We start from the raw sequence: 23,501 nt of genomic DNA on the forward strand, positions 1-23,501 counted from the left end.
CTATAGTTTGCCATCACAATCGCGGTCAGGAGACTGCACATGCCAGACAATCTGCACACCAGTATCGTCAGGGATTTTCGGCAAACCTTGCTGTGGCCCGTGCAATTGATGACTGATCATCTTGTCCCCGGCGCCGTAGATGCGCCCTGGGAAACGCTCAAGGCCATCAAGGATTCGCCCTGGGTAGAAATTGAGGATGATTTTTTACACAGCGCCCCGCATTTAAGTGAAACGCGCTATCAAGAGTTCGTCACCTTTATGCCTTTTGCCCAGCGTTTTTTATATGGCGAGGGCAAGCATGGCCATGCGGCTGGCGGCTATGGCGAATCGCCACTGCATATTTTTAGTCGTCAGGATATCCGTGCCGTCCGTATCACCTTGCCGGAGCATGCGACCCCGCTTACTTTGCGCGTTGCGCATATCGAGCTGTATTTCTTTTTTGATATTGATGTTGCCATGCTGGCGCTTGAAGTCACTGCCAGCGATCTCGCGCTCAATGACGCCATGGAAATCCTCTACCGTCTGGGCCGAACCTATCCCAATTACTGGGATGATACCGGCGAGGGCGGGCATTGCGCAAAACGGGTGGAGTGGCTGGATCAGCACGATCAGGTCATTGCTGCCTCTGATTATGAAGACAAGGCCCGCTACCTGGCCTTTGTGAAAGAGAATCACGTCCCTTGTGTCTCATTGCACTGGTCAGCACTGATGTCACCGCTCGTACAACATTACTCCGGCCAGTCTGGCGAGTTGCGTTACCGTGAAATTGAATATCAGCGCATGCCCTTGATGGCTTATCTGGCGTTTGATGACGTGAGCACCCTGTCGCGCGGAGACTTGATCCGGCTGGGCCTGGTTTGCCAGCCTTGGCATTCAGATACCTTGCCGTTTAGTGAACAGTTTTTGCAAGACTTTGAGCAACAGCATTGCTATGACCGCTACTGGGATGAGGTCCGCCAAGACCCCTGGAGCACCACGCGCATAATGTGTACCGGCCAGAATTTTGTCGTGGTAGGCAGTCATCAGCACCGCGTGTTCAGCAATGACAAAAACGGCATCAAGCGCCATTACCAAAACCAGTATTTTCTATTGTTCTTAATCGCCCATTTTCAAAAAGCGGCCTTGCTGATGCTGTCAGACCGCATGGTGCAAGCCATCAGCCGCCTGAATATGCAGAGTGAGGACTCGGTCAAATCTTTCCGCAACAATATCCGGCATGTCACGGCCGTGTTTCTGCGCTTTACACACCGCTACTGGTTTGAAAATGTGTCTGATCAGGCCGTCGCCAAAGACCTGTTTGCCTTGATGCTCAAGCAACTGGATTCGGTCAGCCTGTTTGAGAAAACTCGCCGCCGCATTATGGATATGGCCGAATATCTGGAAGGCGAAGAAATCAAGCGGCAGGCGGATACGGTCGTCCGCCTTACCGTGGTCACTATTCTGGGCCTCATCGGCACCATGACCAGTGGCTTGCTGGGCATGAATTTAATCGACCTGACCCAAACCAGTCTGCTGGAGAAGCTGGCATATTTTGGTATCGTCTTTGTGCCTGTCAGCCTGCTTACTTTTTATACTGTGATTAAATCGCGTCGGCTGTCATTGTTTCTGGATGCGCTTTCTAATGAGAGCACAGGCATGCGCTATAAATTATCAAAACTGGCCCGTGTATGGAGCGGTCAATTAGAGGACCGTTAGTGATTCTGTTGCCGTGAGCCTGTTTGAGCCATACAGGTGTTAAAAAGTGAATCCTCAACGCATTCTTCTATCCATCAATATATTGATGTCAATATGGATAGGAGAACACGATGAGACGCAGACTCTATTTTGTTTTACCCAATCTTCACAGTGCTCAGGCCGTGATGAATGAATTACTGCTTGATCGCATTGATGAAAATCACATCCATTTTCATGCCCGGCATGAACATTTGCTAGAGCAATTACCAAAAGCCGGTGCCGTAGAAAAATCCGATGTTCTTTATAGTGCGATGGCCGGGTTTGTCTTTGGCGCAATCGTTGGCTTGTTAAGCGGCTTACTCGCCTGCTTTTTCCCATGGTGGTTTGGCGAAGTTGCTTTCACCGTGATTCCTTATTGCATGGTCATTGGAGCACTTGCCTGTGCTGCGTGGGCAGCGGCCATCGCGACTGCGGCGCCCGGGTATCGCTTGCGTGCCCACAGTCAACAGCTGGAGCAAGGCAATATCCTCATGGTTGTATCCGTCCCATTGCGCAGGTTACGCGAGATCAGGCAGCGCCTGATGCTACGCCATCCTGAAGCCTTGTATGGCGGTGTTTGGCCCGCCGAGCATCGCTTTTTTCCTTGAGCATACCTCTGGTTTGCTGGCATTCACCTGGCGAGCAATCTCAGCGCATTGTTTGGCTAGGCACTTACTTTCAATAGCCATCTAAATAATGATGTATGCCGTTAGGTATATACCAAACTACGTATATCGAGAGATTATTTCTTGTCTGCTGGCTGGCAAAATGCAAACCATCGTGATTGAGCAAACATGTAAACGAGAAGACATGAATCACATTAACCGTATAAGGAGACACATGATGCGTAAATTTATTTCTGTGGGTTTTATGGTTTCAAGTTTGTTCGTGGCCTCAACGGCCGTGGCATTTGAAGGTGAGAAAAATATTCAACAAACCGCGCATACACAGCATTTTTTAAGCAAACGGCATTATGCCACACCTGCCGTGGTGGCTAGCGCAGCGGCTGATCAAGCCTGGGTAGGTGCGACTTTGGTTGTAAATCCTGCATCCGCACAAGCGCAGCAAGTGATGAAAATGCATCAATTGTCCAAACGTGCGTTTTAGTCAGGTAGTTGTCAGGTAACTATGCCACCATAAACCTGACCGTTACTCACCCTAACGGTAAAAACTATTAAAGAATGAGCGATTTAAGGAGCGTAAAATGAGTAAATTGTTATTAGCAGTACTGGTAACATTTGGCTTCATGGCGAATGTTCAAGCAGGCGATACCTCTGACGCTGAGAGTGGTGTACACAATCTGCATCAGAACCACTTCCTCGGCAAGCGGCCTTACAGTAAAGCCCCGCAGGCAAAACAGCAAAGCCCAGAAGATAAATGGGAAGGCACAGGCTTGATCACAGATAACCCGGATAAAGGCCTGGACAAGCACCAGCAAATGCGCCTGAACTTTATTGGCAAGCGCCCTTACATGGGCTCACCGGCAGACTGAATTTAATTGAGTGCTGTTGAGCGCCGGCTGTGCCGGTGCAACAAAAACCCTTCATGTGATCCATGGAGGGTTTTGTTTTTGAGCCTGTGCTCGACAGTTTCCAAGGCGGAAGAAGGATGCTAGGCCTTGAGGATGACGGGAGAGAGCTCAAAACTCCCGTTGTCATGACTCACTAATAATTGCTGATCTTGTATGGTGACGCTCATGCTCAGGCTGCGTGAGGCAGCGGCTGTGAGTGCCTGGGTTTCCGGCAGGTTAAGCACCGTGACATTATCCAGTTTAAGCATGGCTTTTTGGTGTTGCTCCCACCACATCTCTGCACTTCTGCCACCATAAAGCACTTGCACCACTTGCTTGGCTTTTCCGCAGGCTTTGCGAATCTCACGCTCGTCAGGCAGGCCGACGCCTATCCAGCGTTCTATTGCCCCGGTAAGGTCTTTTTGCCAGAGATCCGGCTCATCGTCGTCACTCAGGCCTTTGCCAAATTGCAAGGCTTCATCCGCATAGAGCACAAACGCCAGCAGTCTGACCATCAGTCGCTCTTCTGTTTCCGAGGGGTGCTTGGCCAAGGTCAGCATATGCGTCTGATAGTAATGCCTGTCCATATCCGCAATATTGAGATTGATTTTATAAATGGTGGATTTGAGAGCCATGGCGACTGCCTGCGATTAAAAAGTGCAGCGAGTATAACAAACTAAACTATCCTCTTAAGCGCTTTGTAGCCAGCCAGATACAACAAACTGCTTGCGCTTTTTTAGAATCTTCATAAAATTGAAAATAAAACGTTTTATTTTTATTTTATGGATACGCAGGACGACATGCCTTCTACACGCACAGCCGCTGCCAAACCTAAGGTGGGGCGGCCAAAAACCGGGACAACACAGGAGCGGCACGCCCAATTTCTGGCGCAGGCCCTCGAACTGTTTATGACCGAGGGTGTGGCACGGACCAGTATTGCGCGGATTGCCGCAACCTGTGGCGTCTCGACGCGAACCATCTATGAGCGTTACAGCAACAAGGATGCGTTATTGATCGCGGCGCTCAAGCACATGGTGGAGCAGGATGTGCGTGCCATGACCAATCTTGAGCAGTTAGCCGACCCCTCGCTGGCCACGGTGCTCACGCATATCGGGCGACTGATGTTGAAAAAAGTCCTTGAACCGCGCATGGTGTCCTTTTTTAGAATTGCGATTTCAGAAGTATCACATTTACCGGAGTTGGCGAGGGCAGTCAAAGAAGTGGGGCCGGAGCGCATCTATCAAATGTTGGCAAATATCTTTAAAACGTATGCGGATAAAGGCGAGTTGCCACAACTGAATTTTATGCGGGCGGCTGAGTCTTATTGCGAGCTACTGATCGCCGGCCCTCGCCATAAAGCATTATTCGGGGTGCAAGAAGCAGATTGGGATGCAGAAGCACACATTGCATTTGTGGTGCAGTTATTCTTGAGAGGATTACACGGGATGGAACAAAAATGAAGCAGCCTGTCTTAAAGGTTGCGGTAAACCTGCGTCGCCTGCCGCTATGGTTGGCTGTCGTGTGTTTGCCGCTGGCGAGTTGCTCGGTGATGGATGAATATATCCGCCCAAAACCCAAGGTAGCTACAGAATGGCAAGCGCCGTTGCCGCATGGCGGCAATCTGGCGTCGCTGAACAATTGGTGGGGGCAATTCAACGATCCTGTGCTTGACCATCTGCTCACTGAGGCACAGAAAGAAAGTCCCTCGCTTGAAATTGCGCTGGCCAATATCCGTGTGTCGCGCGCCAATGTCTTGTCTGCCCGTGCGCAAGGGATCCCTGATTTAACCAGCACCGGCAGTGCCACCAAGAGTAAAGGCGGTGGTGGTGGCGCGTTTCCGGCCAGTACCATTGAAGTTGATTCGATTTCACTGGATGCCAGCTGGGAAGTGGATTTGTTTGGCAAGGTGAAAGCCGCCAAGCAGGCAGCCAAAGCGCAACTGGAGTCCAAGAAAATTGCCTGGCACGATGCACGCTTGAGCCTGGCCGCCGAGGTAGCAAATAATTATGTGAATTACCGTGCCTGCCAGGCATCGGTAGACGCCCTGCAACAGGCCTATGACTCTCGTAAAGAGACCGCGCGTTTGACAGGCATTTCTGCCAAGGCTGGTTTCTCCGCTCCGTCAGACCTGGCACTCGCAGAGGCAGCGACACGCGCCAGTGAGTCTACGCTGGATGGGCAGCAAGCCGAATGTGATGGACTGGTAAAAGCGCTGGTGGCGTTGACCAATTTGCCTGAGCCTGAGTTGCGTCAATGGTTGGCGAAAGGCAAAAGCTTGCCAGAGCCTGCCATGTTTGACGTGCAGGCCTTGCCGGCCAGTTTACTGACCCGGCGCCCAGACCTGGCCATTGATGAGCGCAACTTGGCGGAAGCCAGTGCCAATATCGGCGTCTCCAAAGCCCAGATGTACCCTAGCCTGACCCTGACCGGATCGATCGGCTATCGCCGCACCAACTTTAATGGCACGGTGACACGCACCGACTCCTGGTCGTATGGCCCTTCTCTCAAGTTGCCGATTTTTGATGGAGGCACTTTGCGTGCGGATCTGGCAGAAGCGCGTGCCAATTACGATAGCTTGCTGGCAACCTATCAGCAGGATGTGCGTAATGCTGTCAAAGAAGTAGAGCAGGCTTTGGTGAATCTGGAAAGTGCTACCCGCCGCGCTACCTCCGAGCAGGCCAGTGCCCAGCAATATCAGCAATATTTCAAGGCCGCCGAGATCAACTGGAAATCAGGCGGGCTGGATTTATTGTCACTCGAAGATGCCCGCAGGCAAAAAATTAATGCCGAGCTGAACGTTATCACCCAGCAAAAAAACCGTGTGTTGCAGTGGATTGCGCTATACAAGGCATTTGGTGGTGACTGGCTGGAAACACAGGCGACGGTGAAACCCATCATCCTCAAGCCCATGGAAAAAAGGTAAATAAAAATGGCGAGCAGACTGACAAAAAAAACCAAATTCTTAATCATTGCGGCCGTGCTGGTGGGTGTGAGTGCCTGGTTCTGGCAACATCCGCGGCATCAGGCCGAGCTGGCAGAAAAACGTGCTAACCGCGCGGCCGTCAATCAAACTGAAACAGAACATGCGCCGCAGTCAGCGGGCAAGGGCAAAGCCGCCTTGAGCGTGGAGGTCACCCGGCCCGTGAAGGTGCAATGGCAGACGACTCTGATGCTAAATGGCAGCGTCTATCCCTGGCAAGAGGCCCTGGTCAGTGCGGAAATAGCTGGATTGCGCATACAGCAAGTGCTGGCCGATGTCGGCGCGCAAGTGAGCAAGGGACAGTTGCTGGTTGTCTTGGCCGATGAAACCGTCAAGGCGGATTTGCAAAAACAGCTCGCCACGGTTGAAAAAGACAAGGCCGCGCTGGCTGAAGCAAAGAGTAATGCAGACCGTGCGCGTGAAATCAAGGACAGTGGCGCGCTATCGGCGCAAAAAATCAATGAATACATGATTGCCGAGCAGACGGCACGGGCCAATCTCGCCTTGTCCGAGGCGGAGCTGGAGAACCAGAAAATCCGCTTGCGCCAGACCAAAGTGGTGGCGCCTGACGATGGGGTCATTTCATCACGTTCTGCCAATTTGGGGAATGTGGTGTCGGCCGGGGCGGAGTTATTCAGACTGGTGCGGCAAAGTCGTATTGAGTGGCGCGGTGAGGTGAATGCGGATCAGCAAAATGCTTTGCATGCCGGACAAGCGGTCAACCTGAGTTTGCCGGGCGGCAAGAAGGTAGCCGGGACCGTGCGGTTGATTTCGCCGACCGTCGACAACAATACCCGTAATGCGCTGGTGTATGTGGATATTCCCAAAGGCAGTGCCAAACCTGGCATGTATGTGCAGGGGCAGGTGGATATCGGCCAGCAGCAAGGGTTGGCGGTCCCACTGAGTGCCGTCACCTACCGCGATGGCTTTGCCTATGTGTTTGAACTGGCGCCATCCGGGGCTGACGGTATCAGCCAGGTCGTACAGCGCAAGGTACAAACCGGCCGTACCCGCGAGCAGCTGATAGAGTTGCTTGGTGGCGTGGAGGCAGGGGCCTCGCTGGTGCTCAGTGGTGGCGCTTTTCTCAACGATGGGGATAGGGTCAAAATCGTGACGGTGACCAAATCTGAGGCTGCAAAATGAATTTTTCAGCCTGGTCTATCCGCAATCCGGTTCCCGCCATTCTGCTGTTCGTGGTGTTGAGCTTTCTTGGTCTCAAATCACTTAATCAATTAGGCAAACAGAACTTTCCGGATATTGAGCTGCCGGTGATTTCGGTCAGTGCGACGCTGGAGGGCGCGGCCCCGCCACAGCTGGAAACCGAAGTGGCCCGCAAGATTGAAGACAAGATTGCGACCATTGGTGGGATCGAGCATATGACCACCAAAATCACCGATGGCAGTGTCAGCATCAGTGTGCAGTTCACTATAGATACCAACAGTGAAGAGGCACTGAATCTGGTACGCAATGCGGTTGATAGCGCCCGCTCGGAGTTGCCCGCTGCGGTACTGACGCCTACCGTGTCCAAAGTGACGACCTCGGGCAGCGCGATCCTCACTTTCGTCGCCTCGGCTGACAATATGGATGAAGGCGAGCTATCGTGGTTTGTCGACAACGAAGTGAGCAAGGCCATGCTGGCAGTGAATGGCGTGGGCAAGATTACGCGTACCGGTGGCGTAGACCGCGAAGTGCAGGTTAATCTTGATCCGACCTTGATGGCGGGTTTGGGTGTCAATGTCAGCGATGTGTCTGCACAGCTCAAACGCGTACAGCAGGATGCCTCGGGCGGGCGAGGTGATATTGGCGACAATATTCAGTCGGTACGCACCCTGGGCGCCTTGCATAGTGCGGATGAAGTTCGCAATCTGGATATTCCCATCGGCGATGGTCGCCACATCAAGTTGTCGCAAGTGGCGGAGGTGATTGATACCTATGCCGAGCGCACCACCTATGCGAGCTATGATGGCAAGCCAGTCATCCGGTTTGAAATTACGCGTAGCAAAGGCACCAGTGAGGTGACGGTGGCCAAAGATGTGCGTGCCGCGCTGGAAAAATTCAGGGTCTTGCATCCACAAGTGAAGATTGTGGAGGCTTTTAACATGGTCAAGCCGGTAGAAGATAACTATCACGGCTCCATGCAATTGCTGTACGAGGGTGCTTTGCTCGCTATTCTGGTGGTGTGGTGGTTTTTGCGCGACTGGCGCGCCACCATTATTGCCGCCGTCGCTCTGCCTTTATCCATGATCCCGACCTTTGCATTTATGCAATATTTCGGCTTCTCGCTCAATATTCTTACTTTGCTTGCCATGGCGCTGGTGGTGGGGATTCTGGTCGATGATGCCATTGTGGAAATCGAAAACATTGTCCGCCACCTGCGCATGGGCAAATCCCCTTATCAGGCCGCCATGGAGGCCGCTGATGAAATCGGCTTTGCGGTGATTGCCACCACATTTACGCTGGTGGCGATTTTTCTACCCACCGCATTTATGGGCGGTATTCCGGGTAAATTCTTCAAGCAGTTTGGCATTACGGCGGCCATTGCGATCATGGGCTCGCTGGTCGTCGCCCGCTTGTTGACGCCGATGATGTCAGCCTATTTGTTAAAACCGCACCCAGTCAAGGAAGAACAAATCTCTGGCTTTATGCGCGCTTACTTACGCAGTGTGGAGTGGTGTTTGCGCCACCGCAAAACCGTGGTGCTGGCATTTGTATTGTTCATTGTCGGCTCATTGAGTTTGATGCCACTGTTGCCCAAAGGCTTTGTGCCTTCCTCTGACAGTAGCCAGACCAAGGTCAATATTGAGTTGCAGCCGGGGACCGCGCTGGAACAGACGCGCGAAGTGGTTAGTCTGGCAGAGCAGATCGTCAAGCAGCACCCGGAAGTGAAGGCAGTGTTTAGCGCCGCGGGCACGGCCAGCACCGGTGGGGGTGGGCCCAATGCTTCTCAGAATAGTACGGATGTGCGCAAGGGCAGCCTGGTGATTAGTTTGACGGATCGTAGTGAGCGTCATCAGAAGCAATCCGAAATTGAAGCCGAGTTACGTGAGCGACTCAAGGCCTTGCCTGGCGCACGTGTCAACGTCGGCATTGGGGAATCCGGTGAAAAACTGCAGATCACACTGGCCAGCGATGATGGCATTGCGCTGGGCAATGCCAGCCAACAGCTGGAGCAACAATTGCGTACCTTGAGCGGTGTCGGCAACATCACTTCCAGTGCCAGCCTGCAACGGCCAGAGGTGCAGATCATCCCCGATATCGACAAGGCCGCCGAGCTGGGGGTGACGGTAGAGTCGATTGCACAGGTGATTCGCATTGCTACCTCTGGCGACTTCTCCAATACCATGCCCAAGCTCAATTTGCCTCAGCGCCAGGTGCCAATCCGGGTGCGATTGGGTTCCAGTGTACGCACCAGTTTGCAAGAAATTGCCCAACTGCGGGTACCCGCACGCAACGGCAGTGTCAGCCTGGAAACCGTGGCCACCGTTCGCATGGGCAGTGGGCCACAGCAAATTGACCGTATGGACCGCATGCGTAATGTGACCTTCGATATCGAACTCAACAAGCGTCAGATTGGTGAGGTCATGCGTGAAGTACAACAGCTGCCCGCCATGCAATCGTTGCCGCCCAGCGTGAAGCAGCTGGAGTCGGGCGATGCCAAACGCATGAACGAATTGTTTGCCAGCTTTGGCGGCGCCATGGTCATCGGCGTGATGTGCATCTATGTGGTGCTGGTCTTGCTGTTTGGCGACTTTCTGCAACCAGTGACCATTTTGGGGGCGCTGCCCTTGTCACTGGGTGGGGCCTTCTTTGCACTGCTGGTCACCCACAACAGCTTCTCCATGCCGAGTGTGATTGGGTTGTTGATGTTGATGGGTGTGGTGACCAAAAACTCGATCTTGCTGGTGGAGTACACCATCATGGCCAGAAAAGAGCGCCAGTTAAGCCGGTTTGATGCGATTATCGATGGGTGCCATAAACGTGCGCGGCCGATTGTCATGACCACCATTGCCATGGCTGCCGGTATGTTGCCGATTGCACTGGGCTGGAGTGCGGATCCTAGCTTCCGCGCGCCAATGGCGATTACGGTGATTGGTGGATTAATTACTTCGACCGTGCTGAGTCTGGTGGTGATCCCGGTGCTGTACACCTACGTGGATGATTTGCTGGGATGGTTGAGGGGGCTGGCAAGATGGGCTAAACAGCATGTTTGATCAGGCGTGTCCCTGCGAGCGGGCGGCTTTGCGCCCTCACACAATCACCGGCTCTGCAGGGCCGGTGATCAAACGATCAGTGAAGCGCGCTGATCGTCGTGCCAGCTCGATTTACTATAGCCCGATTAATTGGGCGCAAACGTAAACGCATCGCTATAAAACTCTTCTTCTGGCAGGCCCTGCTTCACAAACGTTGCTTTCGCAATCTCCACCATGCCTGGTGCGCCGCATGCATAGACCTCAAACCCACTTAAATCGGCGTGATCTTCCAACACGGCTTGATGCACCAGGCCACGGCGGCCTTGCCAGCCATCGTCGTCGTGACCGTCGGAAATGACGGGGATATACTGAATATTCGGCATGAACTGTGTCCAGCGCTGGCAGAGGTCATCCATATATAAGTCGCCGGTTCGTCTCGCGCCGCGGTAGAGGTAAACGGGGCGATGGATCTGATTGAAAATCATGTGTTCTATCATGCCTTTGACCGGTGCAAACCCCGTACCACCCGCCACCATGATGATGGGTTTTTGGTTTTGCTCTCGCAGGAAAAAACTGCCTAGAGGCGCTTCCATACGCAATATGGTTTTAAGCGGCATGTCATTGAACACTTGCTCGGTAAAATACCCGCCAGCAATTTTACGGATATGCAATTCAATAAACCCTTTTTCATGTGGCGCATTGGCGATGGAGAAAGCCCGGCGGCGGCCATCCTTGAGTAAAAATTCGATGTATTGTCCAGCCATAAAGGTCAGTTGTTCAGTGGCAGGCAATTGCAGGTGCAAGACCATTACATCGTCGCCGAACTGCTGTTTGTGTTGAATGCGTACCGGCAAAATGCGCGGTTTGATGCCTTGCACCATATCGATCTGGCGGCATTCAATGACCAGGTCTTCAAGGGGTCTGGCACAGCAAAACAAAGCCATGCCAGCTGCAAGCTCGGCATCGGTCAAGGCGTTGCCTTGGTAATCATCATGCATGACTTTGCCGGTCAGTACCTTGCCTTTGCAGGCGCCGCAAGCGCCATTACGGCAGCCATAGGGTAAGTTGATACCCGCTTCAATGGCGGCTTCGAGCACGGTTTGGCTGGGGCGGACATCAAAGGTATGGCCACTGTTTTCAATCAGGACACGGTTCATAAGACGATATTTTCCAAGCGTTAATCTTTGCGGGGGAGATGCACGACATTATCTACCGGTTTGCTTTCAGGGACTTCGGTAAATTCCCCCTCAATCACCTCGTCATTCGCGCTGTGACGGTAGCGTGCATGGGGTTGTTGATGCTGCCCGCTGACGGTTGGGTTGTTGGTTGGAATCAGTAACAGAATCACGGCAATGACATCGCTAATGACGCCCGGAATCAGGAGTAATACTCCGGCCAGCAAGTTTCTGGCAGTGGAAAAGATGGCGGCTACCGGGTTGCCACCGGCCGTCATTTGCTGAAACAAGCGTGACGCGATCAGGTCTTTTTCACCACGAATCAGCTTGAGGCCCAGGTAGCCGATGATGATCAGGTAGACCAAGACCCACCAGCCATAGCGCTGACTGAGTTCGATCAGGACCGCTATCTCCAGAAACGGAAAAGCCAGTAGAATAGCAAGGATGAGAAAACGCATGTCAGAATCCTGTCTGTGAGTCAGCGCGCGATGACGCCAAAAGAGGAAATTATAATCGTGTTTACGCATGTGCCGAACAAGGCATGTGCCGAGCATATCGCGCAGACGTTGCTTACAGACAAGTTGGCGGCATGCGTCAATATTTCAAGTCCGGTCACCTCTATTTATCGCTGGCAAGGGCAGATTGAGCAAGCGGAAGAAATTGCCCTGAGCATTAAAACCACGCGGCAGGGGTATGCCGCCTGTGCGGCCAGGCTTAGAATGCTGCATCCTTATGAACTTCCAGAGATTGTAGGCATCCATGTGAGCGAGGGTTTGCCGGAATATTTGGCATGGGTGGCGGCCGAGACAGGGATGCAGGAGTGAAGCGTTGATCAAAAATGGGTTTAAAGTAGCATGGGTGCTGGTCATGTTGTGCGTGATGGTGTTGCCTGTGCACGCGGCGTCACAATTCTCAAAACTATTCACTGAAGATAGCAGCGAAGATTTTTTGCCTGTCGATCAGGCATTCAAGGTCGATGCGGCACTGACGGATGCCACGCATGCCCAGATCCGGTTTACTGTAGCACCAGGCCACTATTTATATAGAGGCCGCATACAACTCTTACCGGCCAGCGACACGACACAGCTCAGCTTGCCAGCCGGTGAAACCAAGCATGATCCCAATTTTGGCGAACAGCAGGTGTTTCACCACGATACCGTGGCCGAGGTCACGTTTGCAGGGGCCGCCCCTCAGGTGTTGCAAGTACGCTATCAAGGCTGTAGTGAAAAAGGCCTGTGTTATCCCCCACAAACCAAATCACTTTCATTGGACGCGGTTGCCTCGGCGGATAATATTCGCAGTGCACAGCCCGTCAACGCGGAGAGTGCGGACGAGTTTTCTGGCAAGCTTTTGGCCTCTGGCCACTGGTGGCAGATTGTGGCAGGCTTTTTTGGTGCAGGCCTGTTGCTGGCATTCACCCCTTGCGTGTTCCCGATGATTCCTATTTTGTCTGGGATTATTGTGGGCAAAAATGCCCATGTGTCGCGTGGCAAGGCGTTTACCTTGTCATTGGCATACACGCTGGGCATGTGCCTCACTTATACCCTGGCTGGCGTCGCCGCCGGCCTCTCTGGGCAACTCTTGAGCAGCGCGCTGCAAACGCCTGCCGCCCTGATCATCGGTGCCCTGATTTTTGTGGTGCTCTCATTCTCCATGTTCGGCTTTTACGAGCTCAAACTGCCGTCAGCGGTTGAAAATTACTTTTTTAACTGGAGCAGTCGTTTCAAGGGTGGCCATCTGGCCAGCGATTTCTTGATGGGGGCCATATCTGCCTTGATCATCAGCCCTTGTGTCGCCGCGCCGCTGGCGGGTGCGCTGCTTTATATCAGCCAGACGCATGATGTGGTGCTGGGCGCGGTGGCATTGTTTTCATTGTCGCTGGGCATGGGCGTACCGTTATTGCTGATTGGTGCTTCAGCGGGCACGGTCTTGCCCAAGGCGGGCGAATGGATGAATGCCGTTCGTCGTTTGTTTGGGGTGTTGATGTTGGCTGTCTCGGTCTGGATCGTCAGCCCGTTGCTGCCTGTGTCAGCGCAACTGGTTTTATGGGCGGCCTTGTGTATTGTCCCGGCCATTTATCTGCGCGCAATAGACCCTTTGCCTGCGGATGCGGGGAGCACCGCGCGTCTTTGCAAGGGATTTGCGGTCATGTTGCTGCTTTATGGCGCCGCGCTGCTGGTGGGTGCCTGGTCGGGCGCACGCTCACCGCTACAACCTTTGCAAGGGGTCATGTCTGCTTCGGCGACGGATGTGCAAGCACTGCCATTCAAACGCGTGCAAAGTGTACAAGCGCTCGAAAATGCGCTTGCGGCCGCGCAGGGCAAACCCGTGATGCTGGATTTTTACGCAGACTGGTGTGTCTCGTGCAAAGAATATGAGCAGTTTGTCTTTAGCCAGCCAGAAGTGCGGGCTGCGCTCAAAGATGTGGTGCTGTTGCAGGCAGATGTGACCGAAAACCGGGCGGAAGATGCCGCATTGCTCAAGCGCTTTGAATTGTTCGGGCCGCCAGGGATCGTGTTTTTTGATGCGCAGGGACGGCCGTTGCAACCTGTGATCAAAGGCTATCAGGACGCCACACAATTTCTTGACCGCTTGCGCAAGTTACCTTTAAGCGCCATGGAGAAGTCTGCACATGCATAATATTGCGCGTTTGGTCATGACGATATTACTGATCGTTGTTCTCGGTAGCGGATTCCGTTGGCTTTACCTTCACCGTGATCAATGGATGACTTCTGCCCCTACTCAAACGGCGATGATGGTGCCTGACGCGGTATGGAGCGTCGGTTTGCAGGATGCTGGTGGCAGGACGTATGCGCTTTCAAGCTTTAAAGGCAAGCCTGTCATTATGAATTTTTGGGCGACATGGTGTGAGCCTTGCCGTGAAGAAATGCCAGAAATCTCAGCACTGGCGGCCGAACACCCCGAAATTGCAGTATTAGGCCTAGCCATTGACGAGGCAGCCGCTGTGCATGAGTTCGCGGAGAGTACGCCCGTCAGTTATCCTTTGTTAATTGCCGAGAATGAAGGCATGCCTTTGGCCGAGCAACTGGGCAACACCAAAGGCGTATTACCTTACACCGTGGTGATTTCTGCCAACGGCCAATTGACACACACCTTCTTCGGCAGAGTCAATCGCCAAATGCTGCAAAAAGCACTCAACTTGCCCTAAATGCCTGCCCAGTTCTGTGCGCAAACAGGCCGCTTATGGCTTAGGTTTGTCGCCTGATCTGTACCAGTTGCTGCCGTTTTGGCGACTTTCCATTTGTTCCAAATTGCGAATTTTACTGGACAAAATGCAATAACTTCGGCAAACTTCGACGCCATGAAGGTTGTATTTTTCTCTTTGAGAGGCATCTGAAATGGGCGCCAAATCCATCCTGGTGATACATGGACCCAACTTGAATATGCTGGGGACACGTGAGCCACAGCACTACGGTAGCCAAACGCTTGCAGATATCAACCAGCATCTGCTGGAATTGGCGCGGGCCGATCAGGTACGTCTTGAATCCTTTCAGAGCAACTCTGAGGCGGAGATCATAGAGAAAATTCATGCATTGTCTGTGAACCGGGTGGATTACGTCATTATCAATCCTGCCGCCTTCACACATACTTCTATTGCCATCAGGGATGCCCTTTCGGCAGTGAACATTCCATTCATTGAAGTGCATCTCTCCAATGTGCATGCCCGCGAGTCATTCCGGCATCATTCTTATTTCAGCGATCTGGCGACTGCCGTCATCTGCGGTTTGGGCGCAGAGGGATACTACGCCGCCTATCGCTACATCCAACAACGCTAATAACATTTAAAACATTTACATTCGAGGCTTATATGGATTTACGCAAACTCAAAAAACTGATTGATCTGGTCGAGGAATCGGGGATTTCCGAGCTGGAACTGACTGAGGGTGAAGAGAAGGTACGTATCAGTCGCGCCATGGCACCGGGTGCTGCACCAGTGACTCAATATGTCGCTGCGCCTGTTTCCGCGCCTGCAGCGGCACCCGCAGCAGCCGCTGCTCCCGCCGTTGCAGCGGCAGAAGTGCTAGAAGGCACGGTAGTTAAATCACCGATGGTCGGTACGTTCTATCGCGCGTCTTCTCCAGATGCAAAAGCGTTCGTCGATGTTGGTAGCACTGTCAATACAGGGGACACCCTGTGCATTATTGAAGCCATGAAGCTGCTCAACGAAATTGAGAGTGAATATGCGGGCACGATTAAAAAGATTTTCGTTGAAAACGGTCAGCCTGTGGAATACGGCGAGCCTCTGTTCCTGATTGGTTAATCGTGATGGTTGAAAAAGTACTGATTGCCCGTGGCGGCGACCAGCAGCCCTCTGCGGGTTTCGCAGCAACGAAGTTTAATTGTCTAGCGGCTATTGAGACGCGGAGTAAATAATGTTCGAGAAAATCCTGATTGCCAACCGCGGCGAAATTGCCTTGCGCGTGCAACGTGCTTGTCGTGAGTTGGGGATTAAAACGGTAGCTGTGCACTCTGAGGCTGACCGTGATGCCAAATATGTCAAGCTGGCCGATGAGTCTGTCTGTATCGGTCCAGCACCTTCTGCAAAAAGCTACCTGAATATTCCTGCCGTGATCAGTGCGGCTGAAGTGACGGATGCGCAAGCGATTCACCCTGGGTATGGCTTTTTATCCGAGAATGCCGACTTTGCCGAGCGGGTTGAACAAAGCGGTTTTGTCTTTATCGGCCCCCGCGCAGAGACCATTCGCCTGATGGGTGACAAGGTGTCTGCCAAGGACTCCATGAAAGCGGCGGGTGTGCCATGTGTGCCTGGCTCAGATGGTGCGCTGAATGATGATTCGGCTGAAATCATTAAAACGGCCAAACGCGTAGGCTACCCGGTGATTATTAAAGCAGCGGGTGGTGGCGGTGGTCGTGGCATGCGCGTGGTGCATACCGAAGCCGCCTTGCTCAATGCGGTCAATATGACCAAAGCCGAGGCACAGGCTGCCTTTGGCAACCCGATGGTTTACATGGAAAAATTCCTTGAAAACCCGCGCCATATCGAGATCCAGATTCTGGCTGACCAGCATGGCAACGCCGTGTTCTTGGGTGACCGCGATTGCTCCATGCAGCGCCGCCATCAAAAGATTATTGAAGAAGCACCCTCACCCTTGTTGCCAGAAAGGCTGCGCGACAAAATTGGTGAGCGTTGTGCCGAGGCCTGCCGCAAGATTGGTTACCGTGGCGCCGGCACCTTCGAGTTCCTGTATGAAAATGGCGAGTTCTACTTTATTGAGATGAACACCCGCTTGCAGGTGGAGCATACCGTCACTGAAATGATCACGGGTATCGACCTGGTTCAGCAGCAGATCTTCATCGCTGCCGGTGAGAAGCTGCCGTTCCGTCAGCGCGATATTGTGCTCAATGGCCATGCCATCGAATGCCGGATTAACGCCGAGGATCCTTATACCTTTGTGCCTTCACCAGGCTTTATCAATCGCTTTCATATGCCTGGCGGCCCTGGCGTACGCATGGATACGCATGTGTATGGCGGCTATACCGTGCCACCGCATTATGACTCGATGATAGGCAAGCTGATTACACATGGTGCGACACGCGAACAGGCGATTGCCAGAATGCGCGTGGCCTTGTCCGAGATGTATGTCGAAGGCATTAAAACCAATACTGCGTTGCATTCTGATCTGATGGCCGACTTGGCTTTCCAGCAGGGCGGCACCAGCATTCACTATCTGGAGCAGAAGCTGGGTATCAGCTCGAAATAATTTTGCATTGGCTGTTACTAAAAATTCAATCAACCGAGCCGCAGGCCGAGGCACTCAGCGATGTGCTGATGGAGCAGGGTGCGTTGTCCGTCAGCATTGAAGATGCGCACGCTGACACCTTGGCCGAGCAGGCAATTTTTGGCGAGCCGGGGGATCCCCCGCCCGGCATCTGGCAGCAAAACATTGTCACAGCCATGCTGGATGCTGAAGCCGATGTCCAGGGTTTACTGGCCCGTGTGCAAGCCGAGCTGCAACTGGACGGTCTCAAATATCAGTTAGAGCAGATCGAGGAGCAGGATTGGGTGCGGGCCACGCAAGCCCAGTTTGACCCTATCCGCGTGACCGATAGATTGTGGATCGTGCCTTCCTGGCATGAGGCGCCGAATGCGGAGGCGATCAATATTGTGCTGGATCCGGGCCTGGCATTTGGCACTGGCAGTCATCCGACCACGCATTTGTGTTTGAGCTGGTTGGCGCAATTACCTGAAACACTGTTGCGCAGTGCCAATGTCCTTGATTACGGATGTGGCTCAGGCATTTTGGCGATTGCCGCCAAAAAACTGGGCGCCAACACCGCCACAGGCGTTGATATTGACCCGCAGGCAGTGATTGCCAGTCGTGATAACGCGCTCAATAACCAGGTCGAGGCCATTTTTTATGACTCTGCCGAATACCTGCATGAGCCGTTTGATCTGGTCGTGGCTAATATTCTGTCCAGCGCCTTGATGGTGCTGGCCCCAGTGATTGCCAAATCTTGCAAAACTGGCGGTAAAGTTGCATTATCCGGCATATTGGAGAGCCAGCAGCAGATGTTGCTGGCGCATTATGCCGAGTGGTTTGAAATGGATGCCCCCATCCAGCAAGATGGATGGGTCTTGCTGACGGGAACCAGAAAATGTCCTTGATTACGGCCTGCCCGGCCTGCCAAACACAATTTGAAGTCACTGACGAGCAATTGCAGGCCTATGCTGGCAAGGTGCGCTGCGGTGAATGTGACCATGTGTTTGATGCGCGCTCGCATTTGCTGTCGTCATCTGCTGCCACTGCTGCAAGCGAGGCGGTAGATCCCCAGCCTGCCAGCGATGCCGCGATTTACTTTCAAGTGAGTGCCGAGGCCGCACAGGCGCATCCTGTGCCTGACGCGCCGTTTGAAGCAGTCATGCCGGAGCTGTCTATTCAGCCTGACGAGGCGATTGAGCCTGAAATCCCTGCTTTTCTGCGTGACGTTTCACTCGAGGATGAGCGCCCGCAATCCCGGGTGACGCCCGCCACCCCTTGGGCATATAGCCTGCTTTCTGTCCTGCTGCTGGTGACTTTTTTTCTGCAAACACTGTATTTCTCTCGCACCACGCTTGCCGCCAGTTACCCGCACACCAAACCATGGCTGCAAGCGCTATGCAAGCCACTGCATTGTGAAGTGGGTTTGCCTAGGGATATTGCGCAATTGACGATAGATGATGCGGATATTCAAGAGCACAAGACACGCGCCGGCGTGCTGGTGTTTTCCAGTGTGCTCATGAATCACGGTGAGGTGCGACAGGCCTATCCGATGATAGAGCTGACTTTGACCAATACGGCAGATGAGCCGGTATTGCGCAAAACGCTCAAGCCGGAAGACTATCTGCCCAAGACGGTCGATGCCAGCAATGGCCTGGCGGCCTTGCAAGAGCAGTCTGCCAAAGTGTTGTTAGGCGTAGACGAAAAACTGGTAACGGGTTTTCGCGTCGCCATCGCCTACTAGTTTTTTGTGCACCTAAACCGGGTCAATCTGTTGTTGAGCAGCGCCCACTTCAGCCATCACTTTTCCTAATATTTCAATCGCTTCTTTGCGCACAAAACTTTTGCGCCAGGCCAGCGCAATACGTCGGCTAGGGGCAGGGCGGGTAAATGGGATCACGCGAATCAGCGCGTTCTGATAGCGCGCCGCAGTTGCCATGGCTGGCAGCACAGTGATACCCAAATTCGAAGCCACCATATTTCTGATTGTTTCCAGCGAATTGCCCTGTAACACTTCGCCTTTACGGCTGAGCTCGGGGCAAGCCTGGGTTACCTGATTGCTGAAGCAATGCCCGGTGTTGAGCAATAACACTTTCTCCTGGCTCAATTCATCCGCCTCGACCGATGTGCGCTTGGCCCAGGCGTGACTCACGGGTACGACGACATTAAAGTCCTCGTCATACAGTGGCAAGGTTTCAATGCCCGGCACATCAAACGGTAAGGCGACTACAGCCGCATCGATGAGCCCGTTCTTCAGCTGCTGCTCCAGGGTCGCCGTGATGTTTTCCTCAACCTCCAGCGGCATCTGCGGCGCCACCTGGATGAGTGGCGGAATGATTTCGGGTAACAGATAAGGCCCGACCGAGTGAATCATGCCCAGCTTGAACAGGCCGTTGAGCGGATCGTTACCGTGTTTCGCCATCTCTTTAATCTTGGCTGCTTGCTCCAGCACGATATTGGCTTGTGCAATAATCTGCTCACCAATTTCGGTGGGGGTCACCTCGTTGCGGTTACGTTCAAACAGAGAGACACCCAGCTCTTCTTCCAGTTTTTTGATGCCCAGACTGAGCGCCGGCTGGGTCACAAAACATTTTTCTGCTGCGCGCCTGAAGTTTCTCTCTTGCGCCACCGCCAATACAAACTTTAATTCAATCAAGGTCATTTGCTTGTCTCGCTGTTTTCACCATCACTATTCTATATACATTAATTTTATTAATCAATAATATCAAAACATACAATTATACAAATTAAATGGAGCGCCCTAGAATGCGATGCATGGATGACAACATAAGGAGACAAGATGTGGACCTGGCTTAATCAGGAATCAGCCGTGTGGCAGGAAGCTTTAGCCGCTTACGCTGCCAGTTTTTAACTCTGTAGTTTATTTTATATCAAATTATTATCGTAACAATCAAGGCGTAGTATATTTGAGTCTTGATGAATTTTTTGCCGCACTCATCAATTAACAACAAGGAGCTAACACATGCAGAATCAAAACACGGGCGCCAAGTGCCCATTCGCGCATGGCGCAATCACGACAACCGCACAAACCAATACGAATTGGTGGCCGAACGCCCTCAATCTGGATATCTTGCATCAACATGACCGTAAAACCAATCCGCTTGGTGAGTCATTTGACTATAGACAGGAAGTATCCACGCTGGATGTAGATGCGCTTAAAAAGGACATGCATGCCTTGATGACGGACAGCCAGGCATGGTGGCCTGCAGATTGGGGTCATTATGGTGGCTTGATGATTCGCATGGCCTGGCACGCCGCCGGGACTTATCGCGTGGCAGATGGCCGTGGTGGCGCGGGTACAGGTAACCAGCGCTTTGCACCACTCAACAGCTGGCCTGATAACGTCAACCTAGATAAAGCGCGCCGCCTGCTGTGGCCGATCAAGAAAAAATATGGCAACAAGATCTCCTGGGCGGACCTGATTGTACTTGCGGGCACGATTGCTTATGAGTCCATGGGCCTCAAGACTTTCGGATTTGCTTTTGGCCGTGAGGATATCTGGCACCCGGAAAAAGATATCTATTGGGGCAATGAAAAAGAGTGGCTGGCAAAAACCGGTAGCGAAGGTAGCCGCTATTCTGGTCAGCGTGACCTCGAAAACCCGCTGGCTGCCGTGATGATGGGCCTGATTTATGTGAACCCGGAAGGCGTGGATGGCAACCCTGATCCGCTGAAAACCGCGCAGGATATCCGCGTTACCTTTGCCCGCATGGCGATGAATGACGAGGAAACGGTTGCGCTGACGGCAGGCGGCCACACAGTGGGCAAAGCACACGGTAACGGCCAGGCCAGCAACCTTGGTGTCGACCCGGAAGCCGCCGACGTACATGAGCAAGGGATGGGTTGGAACAACCACACCAGACGCGGGGTGGGCCGGGATACGGTGACCAGCGGCATTGAAGGTGCCTGGACCACACACCCGACCCAATGGGATAACGGTTACTTTGCCATGCTGTTTAACCATGACTGGGAACTTAAAAAGAGCCCGGCCGGTGCATGGCAATGGGAGCCCGTGAACATCAAGGAAGAAGACAAGCCAGTCGATGTCGAGGATCCTAGCATCCGTTATAACCCCATCATGACAGATGCGGATATGGCCATGATCAAGGACCCGATTTACCGCAAAATCTCGGAGCGATTCCGTGACGACCAGGCGTATTTCTCTGAAGTGTTTGCCCGTGCCTGGTTCAAGCTGACACACCGTGACATGGGTCCCAAAGCCCGTTACATCGGCCCGGATGTGCCGCAAGAGGATCTGATATGGCAAGATCCGGTGCCTGCAGGTTCAGCCATCAGCGAGACAGACATTGCTGCACTCAAAGCACACATTCTGGCGAGCGGCTTAAGCACCGCAGAACTGGTCGCGACCGCTTGGGATAGCGCACGTACTTTCCGTGCCTCAGACTACCGCGGGGGCGCAAATGGTGCACGTATTCGTCTGGCGCCACAAAAAGACTGGGTAGGCAACGAGCCCGTCAGACTGCAAAAAGTGCTGACCGTGCTCGAAGGCATACAGCAGGGCTTTGGCAAACCTGTCAGCATCGCTGACCTGATTGTCCTTGGTGGTTCTGCTGCCGTTGAGCAAGCCGCCCAAGCCGCCGGAGTGAACATCACAGTACCGTTTGTTGCAGGCCGTGGTGATGCGACGGCAGAGCAGACAGACATTGAGTCTTTTGAGGTGCTGGAACCTGTGCATGATGGTTACCGCAACTGGCTCAAGGCCGACTACGTGCCCTCGGCAGAAGAAATGCTGCTGGACCGTACCCAGCTGATGGGTCTGACTGCACCAGAAATGACCGTCCTTGTGGGTGGGATGCGTGTGCTGGATACCAACCACGGTGGTAGCAAGCACGGTGTATTTACCGATCAGCCCGGTGTGCTCAGCAATGACTTTTTTGTCAACCTGACCGATATGCGCTACACCTGGGTGCCTGCTGGCAACAACCTGTATGAAGTCCGTGAGCGTGACACAGGTGCAGTTAAATGGACGGCTACCCGTGTGGATCTGGTGTTTGGCTCCAACTCCATCCTGCGTTCTTATGCCGAGGTGTATGCACAAGATGATGCCAAGCAGAAGTTTGTGCACGACTTTGTCGCCGCCTGGACCAAGGTCATGCATGCGGATCGTTTTGATCTTAAATAATTAAAAATTTCTGTGACTCTGTCGTCATGCCAAGCGCCTTGAGGGATCAAGGCGCTTTTTTATTGATGGCTTAGTATGTATGCAGAGATGGGTCATGATGCGTATCACGGACATTTTCCAGGCGTAAGCAACGTGCGCCCATGCATTTTCAATCGTGAAATTTCTATGGCCACGGCAAGTCTGCAAAACTGTCTGTTAGAATAACTGCATGGATATCTATTTGATGCTGAAGGCCGTGATCATGGGCCTGGTCGAAGGCGCGACCGAGTTTATTCCTGTGAGTAGTACAGGGCATCTGATCATTACCGGGGAGTGGCTGGACTTTCTCTCTAAAGATAAACGTGATGTGTTTGAGATCATCATTCAGCTGGGCGCGATTCTGGCGGTCTGTGTCGAATACCGGCAACGGCTCTGGCATACCGTGCAGCGCATTCAAACGGATACCAACGCCCAGCACTTTGTGCGCAACCTCATCATTGCTTTTTTACCTGCCGCGTTGATTGGCCTGGCATTTCATCACCAGATTAAAGAATATTTATTTTCCTCCTTCACCGTTGGCATCGCACTGGTCGTGGGGGGGGTATTAATTTTGCTGATTGAAAAATTTGTGCCAGCAGGCAATACGCGTGATATCGACCAGATTTCAGCCAAGCAAGCCTTGCAGATTGGCTTTGCGCAATCGCTGGCATTGTTTCCGGGCATGTCACGTTCAGGCGCGACCATTCTGGGCGGCATGTTTTTTGGCCTGAGCCGTCAGACCGCGACTGAGTTTTCATTCTTTTTAGCCTTGCCCATCATGTTCGCAGCCACCGGGCTCGACCTCTATCAAGCCCGTGACTTACTGTCTGTGGACGATGCATTGATCTTTTTGATCGGTTTTGTGGTCTCATTTTTGTCAGCCTTGGTGGTGATTCGCGCCCTGATCCGATTTGTCGCCCAGCATTCGTTTGCCGTGTTTGCCTGGTACCGTATCGTGTTTGGCATTCTGGTGCTGGTTTTCTTTGCACATTAATTTGTTTTAAGGTGTA

Annotated in this window: 22 protein-coding genes; 18 read left to right on the forward strand and 4 right to left on the reverse strand. The window is 52.9% G+C overall.

All coding sequences use genetic code 11. The annotated features are described in order from the left end of the window. The first annotated feature begins 39 nt into the window (after nucleotides 1-39). The 4 genes from AACH41_RS00405 to AACH41_RS00420 all read left to right on the forward strand — a co-directional run bounded on the left by AACH41_RS00405 (nucleotide 40) and on the right by AACH41_RS00420 (nucleotide 3,205). Complete coding sequence (locus AACH41_RS00405) at nucleotides 40-1,695, forward strand: hypothetical protein (protein WP_338656004.1); 1,656 nt, start codon at nucleotides 40-42, stop codon at nucleotides 1,693-1,695. Between the two features lie 110 nt (nucleotides 1,696-1,805). Continuing rightward, nucleotides 1,806-2,321, forward strand: a complete 516-nt coding sequence (locus AACH41_RS00410) for a hypothetical protein (protein ID WP_338656006.1) — start codon at nucleotides 1,806-1,808, stop codon at nucleotides 2,319-2,321. A gap of 232 nt (nucleotides 2,322-2,553) precedes the next feature. Further along, entirely contained in the window at nucleotides 2,554-2,820 is a 267-nt protein-coding gene (locus AACH41_RS00415; protein WP_338656008.1) for a hypothetical protein, read from the forward strand. A 97-nt stretch (nucleotides 2,821-2,917) separates the two neighbouring features. Then, nucleotides 2,918-3,205 (forward strand): hypothetical protein, encoded by a 288-nt coding sequence (locus AACH41_RS00420; protein WP_194749024.1) that lies wholly within the window; start codon nucleotides 2,918-2,920, stop codon nucleotides 3,203-3,205. A gap of 119 nt (nucleotides 3,206-3,324) precedes the next feature. Here AACH41_RS00420 and AACH41_RS00425 read toward each other — a convergent pair whose 3' ends face one another. Next, nucleotides 3,325-3,858 (reverse strand): YaeQ family protein, encoded by a 534-nt coding sequence (locus AACH41_RS00425; RefSeq protein ID WP_313984451.1) that lies wholly within the window; start codon nucleotides 3,856-3,858, stop codon nucleotides 3,325-3,327. A gap of 165 nt (nucleotides 3,859-4,023) precedes the next feature. Here AACH41_RS00425 and AACH41_RS00430 point away from each other — a divergent pair, with 165 nt between their 5' ends. From AACH41_RS00430 to AACH41_RS00445, 4 genes are read left to right on the forward strand one after another with little or no spacing between them, the layout of a single operon-like run. Next, a complete protein-coding gene (locus AACH41_RS00430; protein ID WP_194749021.1) occupies nucleotides 4,024-4,683 on the forward strand; it encodes a TetR/AcrR family transcriptional regulator in 660 nt (219 codons plus the stop codon). Then, nucleotides 4,680-6,146, forward strand: coding sequence for an efflux transporter outer membrane subunit (locus AACH41_RS00435; protein ID WP_194749020.1), 1,467 nt, complete (start codon nucleotides 4,680-4,682; stop codon nucleotides 6,144-6,146). The genes AACH41_RS00430 and AACH41_RS00435 overlap by 4 nt, the downstream gene beginning before the upstream one ends. A gap of 6 nt (nucleotides 6,147-6,152) precedes the next feature. Then, entirely contained in the window at nucleotides 6,153-7,346 is a 1,194-nt protein-coding gene (locus AACH41_RS00440; protein ID WP_338656013.1) for an efflux RND transporter periplasmic adaptor subunit, read from the forward strand. Beyond that, complete coding sequence (locus AACH41_RS00445; protein WP_275357339.1) at nucleotides 7,343-10,414, forward strand: efflux RND transporter permease subunit; 3,072 nt, start codon at nucleotides 7,343-7,345, stop codon at nucleotides 10,412-10,414. The genes AACH41_RS00440 and AACH41_RS00445 overlap by 4 nt, the downstream gene beginning before the upstream one ends. A 125-nt stretch (nucleotides 10,415-10,539) precedes the next feature. On the opposite strand, the gene AACH41_RS00450 is transcribed toward AACH41_RS00445, so the two are convergent. Next, nucleotides 10,540-11,550: a CDP-6-deoxy-delta-3,4-glucoseen reductase gene (locus AACH41_RS00450; protein ID WP_338656016.1), complete on the reverse strand. Its 1,011-nt coding sequence runs from the start codon at nucleotides 11,548-11,550 to the stop codon at nucleotides 10,540-10,542. Nucleotides 11,551-11,570: 20 nt separating this feature from the next. Further along, nucleotides 11,571-12,026, reverse strand: a complete 456-nt coding sequence (locus AACH41_RS00455) for an FxsA family protein (RefSeq protein ID WP_338656018.1) — start codon at nucleotides 12,024-12,026, stop codon at nucleotides 11,571-11,573. Nucleotides 12,027-12,056: 30 nt separating this feature from the next. Here AACH41_RS00455 and cutA point away from each other — a divergent pair, with 30 nt between their 5' ends. The 8 genes from cutA to AACH41_RS00495 all read left to right on the forward strand — a co-directional run bounded on the left by cutA (nucleotide 12,057) and on the right by AACH41_RS00495 (nucleotide 19,053). Continuing rightward, on the forward strand, nucleotides 12,057-12,392 hold the full coding sequence (gene cutA / locus AACH41_RS00460; RefSeq protein WP_194749591.1) for a divalent-cation tolerance protein CutA: 336 nt from the start codon (nucleotides 12,057-12,059) through the stop codon (nucleotides 12,390-12,392). A gap of 43 nt (nucleotides 12,393-12,435) precedes the next feature. Next, the gene (gene dsbD, locus AACH41_RS00465; RefSeq protein WP_338657560.1) at nucleotides 12,436-14,208 is read left to right on the forward strand and encodes a protein-disulfide reductase DsbD; all 1,773 of its coding nucleotides are present in this window, start codon (nucleotides 12,436-12,438) and stop codon (nucleotides 14,206-14,208) included. Next, nucleotides 14,201-14,737: a TlpA disulfide reductase family protein gene (locus AACH41_RS00470; RefSeq protein ID WP_338656020.1), complete on the forward strand. Its 537-nt coding sequence runs from the start codon at nucleotides 14,201-14,203 to the stop codon at nucleotides 14,735-14,737. The genes dsbD and AACH41_RS00470 overlap by 8 nt, the downstream gene beginning before the upstream one ends. Nucleotides 14,738-14,927: 190 nt before the next feature. Continuing rightward, complete coding sequence (aroQ, locus tag AACH41_RS00475; RefSeq protein WP_275357328.1) at nucleotides 14,928-15,365, forward strand: type II 3-dehydroquinate dehydratase; 438 nt, start codon at nucleotides 14,928-14,930, stop codon at nucleotides 15,363-15,365. Between the two features lie 32 nt (nucleotides 15,366-15,397). Beyond that, nucleotides 15,398-15,850 carry an acetyl-CoA carboxylase biotin carboxyl carrier protein gene (accB, locus tag AACH41_RS00480; RefSeq protein ID WP_194749587.1) on the forward strand — a complete coding sequence of 151 codons (453 nt, stop codon included), beginning with the start codon at nucleotides 15,398-15,400 and terminating at the stop codon, nucleotides 15,848-15,850. 112 nt (nucleotides 15,851-15,962) lie between these two features. Further along, nucleotides 15,963-17,312: an acetyl-CoA carboxylase biotin carboxylase subunit gene (gene accC, locus AACH41_RS00485; protein WP_338656024.1), complete on the forward strand. Its 1,350-nt coding sequence runs from the start codon at nucleotides 15,963-15,965 to the stop codon at nucleotides 17,310-17,312. 2 nt (nucleotides 17,313-17,314) lie between these two features. Further along, nucleotides 17,315-18,217, forward strand: coding sequence for a 50S ribosomal protein L11 methyltransferase (gene prmA / locus AACH41_RS00490; protein WP_194749585.1), 903 nt, complete (start codon nucleotides 17,315-17,317; stop codon nucleotides 18,215-18,217). Beyond that, a complete protein-coding gene (locus tag AACH41_RS00495; RefSeq protein WP_338656025.1) occupies nucleotides 18,208-19,053 on the forward strand; it encodes a DUF3426 domain-containing protein in 846 nt (281 codons plus the stop codon). The genes prmA and AACH41_RS00495 overlap by 10 nt, the downstream gene beginning before the upstream one ends. Nucleotides 19,054-19,065: 12 nt before the next feature. Here the strand turns inward: AACH41_RS00495 and AACH41_RS00500 are convergent, their stop codons facing one another. Further along, complete coding sequence (locus tag AACH41_RS00500; protein ID WP_275357322.1) at nucleotides 19,066-19,971, reverse strand: hydrogen peroxide-inducible genes activator; 906 nt, start codon at nucleotides 19,969-19,971, stop codon at nucleotides 19,066-19,068. Between the two features lie 321 nt (nucleotides 19,972-20,292). Here AACH41_RS00500 and katG point away from each other — a divergent pair, with 321 nt between their 5' ends. Both katG and AACH41_RS00510 read left to right on the forward strand, forming a co-directional pair. Beyond that, complete coding sequence (katG, locus tag AACH41_RS00505) at nucleotides 20,293-22,473, forward strand: catalase/peroxidase HPI (protein ID WP_313984416.1); 2,181 nt, start codon at nucleotides 20,293-20,295, stop codon at nucleotides 22,471-22,473. A gap of 208 nt (nucleotides 22,474-22,681) precedes the next feature. After that, entirely contained in the window at nucleotides 22,682-23,485 is an 804-nt protein-coding gene (locus AACH41_RS00510) for an undecaprenyl-diphosphate phosphatase (RefSeq protein ID WP_194749581.1), read from the forward strand. The last annotated feature ends 16 nt before the right edge of the window (nucleotides 23,486-23,501 follow it).

The organism is Methylophilus sp. DW102 (assembly GCF_037076555.1).
GTDB lineage: Bacteria > Pseudomonadota > Gammaproteobacteria > Burkholderiales > Methylophilaceae > Methylophilus > Methylophilus glucosoxydans.